At 57.4% G+C, this 9,439-nt stretch carries 10 protein-coding genes; 4 read left to right on the plus strand and 6 right to left on the minus strand.

Features of this window, described 5'->3' with window-relative positions:
* Positions 1–13 precede the first annotated feature (13 nt).
* From mliC to pdxY, 4 genes are all read left to right on the plus strand, one after another.
* Complete coding sequence (gene mliC / locus ABLX76_RS07570) at positions 14–337, plus strand: C-type lysozyme inhibitor (RefSeq protein WP_032428867.1); 324 nt, start codon at positions 14–16, stop codon at positions 335–337.
* Positions 338–394: 57 nt separating this feature from the next.
* Complete coding sequence (gene pdxH, locus ABLX76_RS07575) at positions 395–1,051, plus strand: pyridoxamine 5'-phosphate oxidase (RefSeq protein WP_032428866.1); 657 nt, start codon at positions 395–397, stop codon at positions 1,049–1,051.
* Between the two features lie 124 nt (positions 1,052–1,175).
* On the plus strand, positions 1,176–2,450 hold the full coding sequence (gene tyrS, locus ABLX76_RS07580; RefSeq protein WP_004175868.1) for a tyrosine--tRNA ligase: 1,275 nt from the start codon (positions 1,176–1,178) through the stop codon (positions 2,448–2,450).
* A 61-nt stretch (positions 2,451–2,511) separates the two neighbouring features.
* Positions 2,512–3,372 (plus strand): pyridoxal kinase PdxY, encoded by an 861-nt coding sequence (gene pdxY, locus ABLX76_RS07585; RefSeq protein ID WP_348874360.1) that lies wholly within the window; start codon positions 2,512–2,514, stop codon positions 3,370–3,372.
* A 42-nt stretch (positions 3,373–3,414) separates the two neighbouring features.
* Here pdxY and gstA read toward each other — a convergent pair whose 3' ends face one another.
* The 6 genes from gstA to rsxD form a co-directional block, all read right to left on the minus strand.
* Positions 3,415–4,020, minus strand: a complete 606-nt coding sequence (gstA, locus tag ABLX76_RS07590; protein WP_004202856.1) for a glutathione transferase GstA — start codon at positions 4,018–4,020, stop codon at positions 3,415–3,417.
* A 110-nt stretch (positions 4,021–4,130) separates the two neighbouring features.
* Positions 4,131–5,636 (minus strand): dipeptide/tripeptide permease DtpA, encoded by a 1,506-nt coding sequence (dtpA, locus tag ABLX76_RS07595; protein ID WP_023289927.1) that lies wholly within the window; start codon positions 5,634–5,636, stop codon positions 4,131–4,133.
* A 602-nt stretch (positions 5,637–6,238) separates the two neighbouring features.
* A complete protein-coding gene (gene nth / locus ABLX76_RS07600) occupies positions 6,239–6,874 on the minus strand; it encodes an endonuclease III (protein ID WP_023289926.1) in 636 nt (211 codons plus the stop codon).
* 1 nt (position 6,875) lies between these two features.
* Entirely contained in the window at positions 6,876–7,574 is a 699-nt protein-coding gene (locus tag ABLX76_RS07605; protein WP_086075326.1) for an electron transport complex subunit E, read from the minus strand.
* A gap of 2 nt (positions 7,575–7,576) precedes the next feature.
* On the minus strand, positions 7,577–8,197 hold the full coding sequence (gene rsxG, locus ABLX76_RS07610) for an electron transport complex subunit RsxG (RefSeq protein ID WP_348874363.1): 621 nt from the start codon (positions 8,195–8,197) through the stop codon (positions 7,577–7,579).
* Between the two features lie 10 nt (positions 8,198–8,207).
* Positions 8,208–9,260: an electron transport complex subunit RsxD gene (gene rsxD / locus ABLX76_RS07615; protein ID WP_348874365.1), complete on the minus strand. Its 1,053-nt coding sequence runs from the start codon at positions 9,258–9,260 to the stop codon at positions 8,208–8,210.
* Between the last annotated feature and the right edge of the window lie 179 nt (positions 9,261–9,439).

Here is a 9,439-nt window from a genome sequence, read left to right on the forward strand (position 1 = left end):
CGAAGGCAAACGAATGAAAAAAATTCTTATCGCAGTTGTACCTTTTATGCTGGCGGGCTGTAGCTACTACAACCAGTTTGTCGAGCGGATGCAGACGGACACGCTGGAGTATCAATGCGACCAGAAACCGTTGACGGTCCATCGCAATAACCAACGCCAGCAGGTTAGTTTTATCTATGACAATCAGCAGTTGAATCTGTCAGAGGGGCTGTCGGCTTCCGGCGCGCGCTACACCGACGGCGTCTATGTCTTCTGGTCGAAAGGCGATACCGCCACCGTCTATAAGCGCGACCGCATCGTCCTCGATAACTGCCAGCTGCAGACCGCCAAACGTTGAGATTTCTGTCCGGGGGGCGCACAATAACGCCACCTTTTGACTATATCCTCAATGGCCATGTCTGATAACGACGAACTCCAGCAAATCGCGCACTTGCGCCGTGAATACACCCGTGGCGGTTTGCGTCGCCACGATCTTCCTGCTGAACCTCTGCCGCTGTTTGAGCGCTGGCTGCGTCAGGCCTGCGACGCGAAACTCGCCGACCCAACGGCCATGGTGGTTGCCACCGTCGACGAGCGCGGCCAACCCTATCAGCGCATTGTGCTGCTTAAGCATTACGACGAAAAAGGGCTGGTGTTTTATACCAACCTCGGCAGCCGCAAAGCCCATCAGATTGAAAATAACCCGCAGGTCAGCCTGCTGTTTCCGTGGCATATGCTGGAGCGCCAGGTGATGGTGATCGGCAAAGCGGAACGCCTGTCGACGCTGGAGGTGGTCAAATATTTCCACAGCCGCCCGCGTGACAGCCAGATCGGCGCCTGGGTCTCGCAACAGTCGAGCCGGATCTCTGCCCGCGGTATCCTGGAGAGCAAATTCCTCGAGCTGAAGCAGAAATTCCAGCAGGGTGAAGTGCCGCTGCCGAGTTTCTGGGGCGGATTCCGCGTCAGCATCGAGCAGATGGAGTTCTGGCAGGGGGGCGAACATCGCCTGCACGATCGCTTTTTATACCAGCGCGATAACGGCGCCTGGAAAATCGACCGCCTGGCACCGTAATTGCCGAAATTAGTTATCGAAGCGCTGGCGCTGAAAGGGCCGGCGCTTTATTCTATGTACTTTTCGCATCTGGCGAAAAGTCGTGTACCGGCAGAGGTGCAGTCGTTTATACATGGAGAATTTGATGGCAAGCAGTAACTTGATTAAACAATTGCAAGAGCGGGGGCTGGTAGCCCAGGTGACGGACGAGGAAGCGTTAGCAGAGCGACTGGCGCAAGGCCCGATCGCGCTCTATTGCGGCTTCGATCCTACCGCTGATAGCTTGCATTTGGGGCATCTTGTTCCATTGTTATGCCTGAAACGCTTCCAGCAGGCAGGTCATAAACCTGTGGCGCTGGTGGGCGGCGCTACCGGTCTGATTGGCGACCCAAGCTTTAAAGCCGCTGAGCGTAAGCTTAATACCGAGGATACCGTGCAGGAGTGGGTGGATAAAATCCGCAAACAGGTAGCCCCGTTCCTTGATTTTGACTGCGGCGACAACTCGGCGATCGCGGCGAACAACTATGACTGGTTTGGCAGCATGAACGTGCTGACCTTCCTGCGCGATATTGGTAAACACTTCTCTGTTAACCAGATGATCAACAAAGAAGCGGTGAAGCAGCGTCTGAATCGTGACGATCAGGGTATCTCCTTTACCGAGTTCTCCTACAATCTGCTGCAGGGTTACGACTTCGCCTGCCTGAACAAGCTGCACGGCGTGGCGCTGCAGATTGGCGGCTCCGACCAGTGGGGCAACATTACCTCCGGTATCGATCTGACGCGTCGTCTGCACCAGAACCAGGTGTTTGGCCTCACCGTGCCGCTGATTACCAAAGCGGACGGCACCAAGTTCGGCAAAACCGAGGGCGGCGCCGTGTGGCTGGATCCGAAAAAGACCAGTCCGTATAAATTCTACCAGTTCTGGATCAACACCGCGGATGCTGACGTCTATCGCTTCCTCAAGTTCTTCACCTTTATGGACATCGCAGAGATCAATGCCCTGGAAGAAGAAGATAAAAACAGCGGTAAAGCGCCGCGCGCCCAGTACGTGCTGGCAGAGCAGGTGACGCGTCTGGTGCACGGCGAAGAGGGCCTGGAAGCGGCGAAACGCATTACCGAGAGCCTGTTCAACGGCAACCTGAGCGACCTGAGCGAAGCTGACTTCGAACAGCTGGCTCAGGACGGCGTGCCGATGATCGAGATGGAAAAGGGCGCCGATCTGCTGCAGGCGCTGGTGGATTCCGAGCTGCAGCCGTCCCGCGGCCAGGCGCGTAAAACCGTCGCCTCTAACGCAGTGACCATCAACGGTGAAAAACAGGCCGATCCGGAATATGTTTTTGCCGACAGCGATCGCCTGTTCGGCCGCTACACCTTGCTGCGCCGCGGTAAGAAGAATTACTGCCTGGTCTGCTGGAAATAAAAAAATACTACCAGGGCGTGGGAAACCACGCCCTTTTTCTTTTTAGGGTTGTGGTAAGAAAATGAAGAACATCCTCGCCATTCAGTCTCACGTTGTGTTTGGCCACGCCGGCAACAGTGCCGCCGAGTTCCCGATGCGCCGCCTGGGCGCCAATGTCTGGCCCCTCAATACCGTACAATTCTCCAACCACACGCAGTACGGCAAATGGACCGGCTGTGTGATGCCGCCTTCGCACCTGACGGAGATCGTCCAGGGCATCGCCGCTATCGATAAGCTGCAGACCTGTGATGCGGTACTGAGCGGCTATCTCGGCTCTGCTGAACAGGGCGAGCATATCCTGGGCATCGTGCGTCAGGTAAAAGCGGCCAATCCGGCGGCGAAGTATTTTTGTGACCCGGTGATGGGCCATCCGGAGAAGGGCTGCATCGTCGCCCCGGGCGTGGCGGAGTTCCACGTGCGCTATGCGCTGCCGGCCAGCGATATCATTGCGCCTAATCTGGTGGAGCTGGAGATCCTCTGCGGTCATCCGGTCGCCAGCGTGAGCGAGGCGGTGGCCGCCGCGCGGGAGCTGATTGCCCAGGGGCCGGAGGTGGTGCTGGTTAAGCATCTTTCCCGCGTCGGCATGAGCATGGACCGTTTTGAGATGCTGCTGGTGACCGCAGATGAAGCCTGGCATATCAGCCGGCCGCTGGTGGATTTTGGCCTGCGTCAGCCGGTGGGCGTTGGCGATGTGACCAGCGGTCTGCTGCTGGTGAAACTGCTGCAGGGCGCCAGCCTGCGCGACGCGCTTGAGCACGTCACCGCCGCAGTGTACGAGATCATGTTGACTACCAAAAACATGCAGGAGTATGAACTGCAGGTGGTGGCGGCGCAGGATCGTATTGCTGTGCCGGAGCACTGCTTCAGCGCCACCCGACTGTAACTTTCCGACTCTGCCCGGCAGAGCGCCGGGCAGTCTCTGGTCTTACTTTAAGCCTTCCGCTGCCAGGGCGTCAGCCACTGCCGGACGCGCCGCCACCTGCGCCATCCAGCTGCCGATATGACCACAGGCGGCCATATCCAGTTTAATCGCATAGCCCCAGCGCAGCACCGTGAACAGATAACCATCGGCGATAGTGAAGCGATGGCCGGTGAGCCACTGTTTATCCGCCAGCGAGGCATCCACGTACTGCAGTTTTTTCTCGAGCAACGCGCGCGCAACGGGCTTATAGTCCTCCGGGGTGTCCGGGCGGAACAGCGGCGTAAAGCCTTTATGCAGTTCGGTAGCGACGTAGTTCAGCCATTCCAGGGTCTGGTAACGGGCAACGGAGCCCACGGGCGCCAGAAGATGGCGGTCCGGCACCTGATCGGCGATGTACTGCATAATAGCCACGCCCTCAGTAAGCAGGATGTCATCATCCAGCAGCAGCGCCGGCACCTGACCTTTCGGGTTGATCAGCAGATAATCTTCCCCGTTTTCCAGCTGTTTCCTTGCCAGATCCACGCTCTGCAAAGTGAAATCCAGGCCGCTTTCGCGCAGGGCGATATGTGAGGCGAGGGAACAGGCGCCGGGTTTGTAGAACAGTTTCATGCGTTACTCCTCGTGGCTGCAGTTTTCTGTATGTTAGTCCCGCCAGGGGTAAAAAAAAAGCCGCTAACCTAACGTTAGCGGCTTAAAAATAATTGGTTTTCCCTGCGGCGTCAGGCTGCCGCGGTTTCGCGTGCTTTTACGTCCGCGCTGTCGTCCTGAGTCATTCGGTTCAGCTTCGGCGCGGTCAGCAGCATCAGGGCGGCGATGACCGCGGTGACGATACCGATCTGCAGGAACACGTGGCCATACACTTCCAGCGACACCAGCGGATCGGTGACGTTTTCCGGTACCGCCATCAGGTTGGCGATTTTCCCGGCGATGATTGCCGCACCGGCGGTGGTGAGGAACCAGCTGCCCATAATGAAGCCCATCAGACGCTGGGGAACCAGCTGAGCGACCATTGCCAGGCCGAGGCCGGAGATCATCAGCTCACCGATAGACTGCAGTGCGTAGCTCAGAATCAGCCAGTTAACCGAGACGATACCGGCGTCGCTGGCGAACTTCGCCCCTAAAGGCAGGACGAGGAACGCGCCGGAGCACAGCACCATACCGATAGCGAACTTGTGCGGCATCGGCAGGCGGTCGCCCATCTTGTTATAGATGGCGGCCAGAATAGGGCTACCAATCATGATCCAGAACGGGTTCAGCGCCTGATACTGTTCCGGCTCGAAGGCGAGGCCGAGGATCGAGTGCTCCACGTTGCGGATAGCAAAGAAGTTCAGAGAGGTCGGCATCTGGCTGTACAGTACGAAGAAGACGATCGCTTCTACCATCAGCAGGAAGGCGACGATCATTTTGCGACGCGCGGCGCCTTTCAGGCCCATCGCCTCTTTGGCGAAAATCACCACGATACCCAGCGCGATGACGCCCAGCGCCATGCGTGCGATACCCTGGTTGTGCAGCAGCCAGGTAGCGATAGCGACCAGCACCACCACGCCAGCGATGGTCGCCAGCAGTTTACCCATATGCACCGGGGCAAAGTCCGGTTTTGAACCGTACTGTTTCACCCATTTCTGGCAGAAGGCGAAGTTAATGATGGTGATCACCATCCCCACCACGCTCAGGGCGAAGGCGACGCTCCAGCCGAAACGCGCGGCCAGCCACGGAGTTGCCAGCATCGAGAAGAACGAACCGATGTTGATGGACATGTAGTACATGGTAAATGCACCGTCCAGACGCGGATCGTTTTTGTCATAGCAGGTAGAAAGCAGGGAAGACGGGTTGGCTTTAAACAGGCCGTTACCGACGGCGATAGTCGCCATACCCATATAGACGATAGCGGCGTCATGACCGGACCAGGCGACCAGCGCATAGCCGATGGCCAGCACGATAGCGCCCAGCATAATGACGCGTTTGGTACCCAGCACTTTATCGCCCAGCCAGCCGCCAATGGCGACCAGGCCATAAACCAGCGCGCTAAAGGAGGAGAACAGAGTAATGGAATCCGCTTCCGACATACCCAGCTGTTTTACCAGGTAAACGGCCATGATCCCTTGCAGGCCGTAGTAACCAAAACGCTCCCACAACTCGATCGAGAAAATGAGATAGAACGCGCGTGGTTGTTTGAAAGCGTTCAGACTCACGCTTTCTGCTGGTTTATTGTTTGCAGTAGACACATATACCTCTTTTTTTACATCCCATATTTACTGGGGGGTGTTCGGGGCGCAATCTCGTTGGACCGCCGCCTTTATAGTTATTCTTGGAGGGAAAACGGCAGGTAATGTTCACTATCCTGGCGCATCAGGCAAGGCCTTTGTAATAATCTGTTACACATAATCAGGGCGGTATAATGCGCCGGACATATGAATGTTATCCAGAGTTAAATTTCACCGTTACGTTATCGCTGCTATTTTTATCTTTTTGATTCGCCCATTCTCCCCGGAAAGGCGATATATTCTACTGATTGCGCAATAAAGCAGTGATATGGTCCATTATCCTAAAAATTCATGGCTTATTATCCTGGTGATCTTTGATCAGCCGTTGTATTGCCTGACTTTTATTTCCATTTTAATAACATTCTTTCAACATCGAGTTGCGAGCATGATCTGGATCACAAATGTATAGAAATTTTGCGTCGCTAAAAAATGAATGAGCTGGTTGTTTGTTATATAACCGGATAATAACCCATGAAAATGCGGTTTATCTGGTGTTAACGGCGGGTTAAATAGTCAAATGCGGACCATAACCCAAAGTTAGGCTATGGTCGTGAGTAAAACGCTCAGGCGTAGACTTTGTCTTTGAATTCGCAAAGGTCTTCAATCAGGCAGGAGCCACAGCGCGGCTTGCGAGCGATACAGGTGTAACGGCCGTGCAGAATAAGCCAGTGATGGCAGTCGACCTTAAACTCGGCGGGAACCACCTTCAGCAGCTTCTCTTCCACCTGTTCGACGTTTTTCCCGGGGGCGAATTGCGTCCGGTTGCAAACGCGGAAGATATGGGTGTCCACGGCGATCGTCGGCCAGCCAAAGGCGGTATTTAGCACCACGTTGGCGGTTTTGCGGCCCACGCCGGGCAACGCCTCCAGCGCCGCTCTGTCCTCCGGTACCTCGCCGTTGTGCTGCTCCAGCAGGATCCGGCAGGTTTTGATGACGTTTTCCGCTTTGCTGTTAAACAGGCCGATGGTTTTGATATAGGATTTCACGCCCTCCACCCCCAGCGCCAGCATCGCCGCAGGCGTATTGGCCACCGGGTAGAGTTTGGCGGTCGCTTTATTGACGCTCACGTCGGTCGCCTGCGCCGAGAGCAGGACGGCAATCAGCAGCTCAAACGGCGAGCTGAAATGCAGCTCGGTGGTGGGGTGGGGATCGTTGTCCCGCAGCCTGGTAAGGATCGCCAGGCGTTTGGCTTTGTTCATATTACACTTTCCCTGTCGCGTCAGACGGTGCGACAGAGTCGGCCCGGGCCGCCTGCGCCTTCCGCTGCTTGCTACGTTCATCGATAAGGTATTTTACCGCCAGCATCATGCCGAGGCCAATAAAGGCGCCTGGCGGCAGCATAGCCAGCAGGAAAGGAGTGTCTGTATGGAAAACCTCGATGCGCAGGACCTTTGCCCAACTGCCAAGCAGGCTGTCGGCGCCGTCAAACAGCGTGCCATTGCCGAGGATTTCGCGCAGGGAGCCCAGCACGAACATCGCGCAGGTGGCCCCCATACCGATAGAGAAGCCGTCCAGTGCCGACAGCGCCGGTCCTTTTTTGGCGGCAAAGGCTTCGGCGCGGCCCACCACGATGCAGTTGGTGACGATAAGCGGGATAAAAATCCCCAGCGACTGATACAGACCGAACGCATAGGCGTTGATCAGCATCTGCACCACGCTCACCACCGAGGCGATAATCATCACGTAGATCGGGATCCGAATCTCCGCCGGGGTCCAGCGGCGCAGGCTGGAGATGGTCAGGTTGGTCAGGGTCAACACCAGGGTCGTCGCCAGACCCAGCCCAAGGGCGTTGGTGGCGGTCGAGGTGACCGCCAGCAGGGGACACATCCCTAACAGCTGAACCAGAGCGGAGTTGTTTTTCCACAGACCCTGGACGATGACGTCTTTAACTTCGCTCATGGTTACTCTCCACAGGCGCTGAATTCTGGAAGTTGCGCAGGCAGCGTTTGTGCATACAGGCCTGCGCGCTTAACGGCATTGACCACCGCCCGGGGGGTGATGGTGGCGCCGGTGAACTGATCAAAATCGCCGCCGTCTTTTTTGACCGCCCAGTGGCTGTCGCCCTGGCCGTGGATGACTTTCCCGGTAAAATGGGTGATCCAGTCCGACAGGCGCAGCTCGATTTTATCCCCCAGACCCGGGGTTTCATGATGCTCGGTCACGCGGGTGCCGAGGACCGTGCCGCTAAAATCGGCGGCCACCAGCAGCTGGATCGCTCCGGAATAGCCATCCGGCGCGGTGGCTTCCATGACCGCGCCGATCGGCTGGTCGTTATTTTTGGCAATCCACACTTTATGCTGGCCTTTGCCCAGCGCCGGGGCGCTGACCAGATAGCAGCTCTTGAGCAGATCGTTATTATAGCGGTCAGCAGGTAAAACCTGGTCGAATAACGCATTCTGCTGCTGGGCCGCCTGCTGGTCGATAGTGCTTTTGGTCAACTCATTGATCGCCGCCGTTAGCCCGGTGGAGCCGGCGGCAAACAGCGCCAGCGTGACGCCGTGTTTTCGCATGGTTTTTAACATCTTCGCTCTCTCAACGGTGGCCATACACGCGCGGGCGCGTGTAGTAATCGATCAGCGGCACGGTAATATTCGCCAGCAGAACGGCAAACGCCACGCCGTCCGGGTAACCGCCGAAGCTACGAATAAGCCACACCAACAGGCCGGCGAGGGCGCCAAAGATCAGACGGCCGCGGTTGGTTGTCGAAGCCGTCACCGGGTCGGTCAGAATAAAGAAGGCGCCAAGCATGGTGGCTCCGGAGAGCAAATGCATCTGCGGCGAGGCCAGACTCTGCGGCGAGAAGATCCAGCCGAGGGTTGCGCACAGGCCAAGGCTGACGAGGAAGCTGACCGGGATATGCCAGCGGAACGCTTTCTGCCATAGCAGAAACAGTCCGCCCGCCAGCCAGGCGCTATTCACCCACTGCCAGCCCAGGCCCGCCAGAACGCCGCCGTAAACCGGCAACTGCAGTACCTGCTGGACGCTATGTCCGGCATGCAGGGAGGTTTTGAAGGTATCCAGCGGGGTTGCCTGGCTGATGCCGTCGATACCCAGCCGCAGGCTGGCCATGTCGCCTCCGGCGGCGGTATGACCGGTAAAGATCATCTGCAGCGTATCGCTGAACGCCGGGATATGGGCGGCAATCTCGTATGAAGGCAGCCAGGAGGTCATCTGCACCGGGAACGAAATCAGCAGCACGACGTAGCCGATCATCGCCGGGTTGAAGGGGTTATGGCCGAGTCCACCGTACAACTGCTTGGCGATCACTATGGCAAAGGCGGTGCCGAGCACCACCATCCACCAGGGGGCCAGCGGCGGAATACTCACCGCCAGCAGCAGGCCAGTGAGCAGGGCGGAGTTATCCCTCAGGGTGGACGCAACAGGCTGTTTGCGCAGTTTGAGAATAGCGGCTTCCATTGCCCAGGCCGTCAGAGCGGCGAGGACAATCTGCAGGACGGTGCCCCAGCCGAAAAACCATGTCTGGACCACAATGCCAGGCACGGCGGCGAGCAGCACCAGCAGCATAATGCGCGAAGTCTGCCGCTGGTTATGGGTATAGGGGGAGCTTGCGATTCTGAAAACCATTTATTCCTCGTTAACTGCCTGCTGTGTTGCTTTGCGCGCCTGAACGCGGGCGATCGCCGCGGCGACGGCCGCTTTGCGTGGGTCGTCATTGGCTGCGGTTGACGCGATTTCCGCCTGGGCGGCTTGCTGTTCGGCTTTGCGCGCTTTGGCGCGGGCGATGGCGGCTTCCACCGCGGCTT

This window comes from Klebsiella sp. JB_Kp004 (genome assembly GCF_040065795.1).
Lineage (GTDB): Bacteria > Pseudomonadota > Gammaproteobacteria > Enterobacterales > Enterobacteriaceae > Klebsiella > Klebsiella quasipneumoniae.

Bases quoted from the DNA above. Each gene is read 5' to 3' on its own strand.
- mliC (WP_032428867.1), top strand. From the start codon at position 14: ATGAAAAAAATTCTTATCGCAGTTGTACCTTTTATGCTGGCGGGCTGT.
- pdxH (WP_032428866.1), top strand. From the start codon at position 395: ATGTCTGATAACGACGAACTCCAGCAAATCGCGCACTTGCGCCGTGAA.
- tyrS (WP_004175868.1), top strand. From the start codon at position 1,176: ATGGCAAGCAGTAACTTGATTAAACAATTGCAAGAGCGGGGGCTGGTA.
- pdxY (WP_348874360.1), top strand. From the start codon at position 2,512: ATGAAGAACATCCTCGCCATTCAGTCTCACGTTGTGTTTGGCCACGCC.
- gstA (WP_004202856.1), bottom strand. From the start codon at position 4,020: ATGAAACTGTTCTACAAACCCGGCGCCTGTTCCCTCGCCTCACATATC.
- nth (WP_023289926.1), bottom strand. From the start codon at position 6,874: ATGAACAAAGCCAAACGCCTGGCGATCCTTACCAGGCTGCGGGACAAC.
- ABLX76_RS07605 (WP_086075326.1), bottom strand. From the start codon at position 7,574: ATGAGCGAAGTTAAAGACGTCATCGTCCAGGGTCTGTGGAAAAACAAC.
- rsxG (WP_348874363.1), bottom strand. From the start codon at position 8,197: ATGTTAAAAACCATGCGAAAACACGGCGTCACGCTGGCGCTGTTTGCC.
- rsxD (WP_348874365.1), bottom strand. From the start codon at position 9,260: ATGGTTTTCAGAATCGCAAGCTCCCCCTATACCCATAACCAGCGGCAG.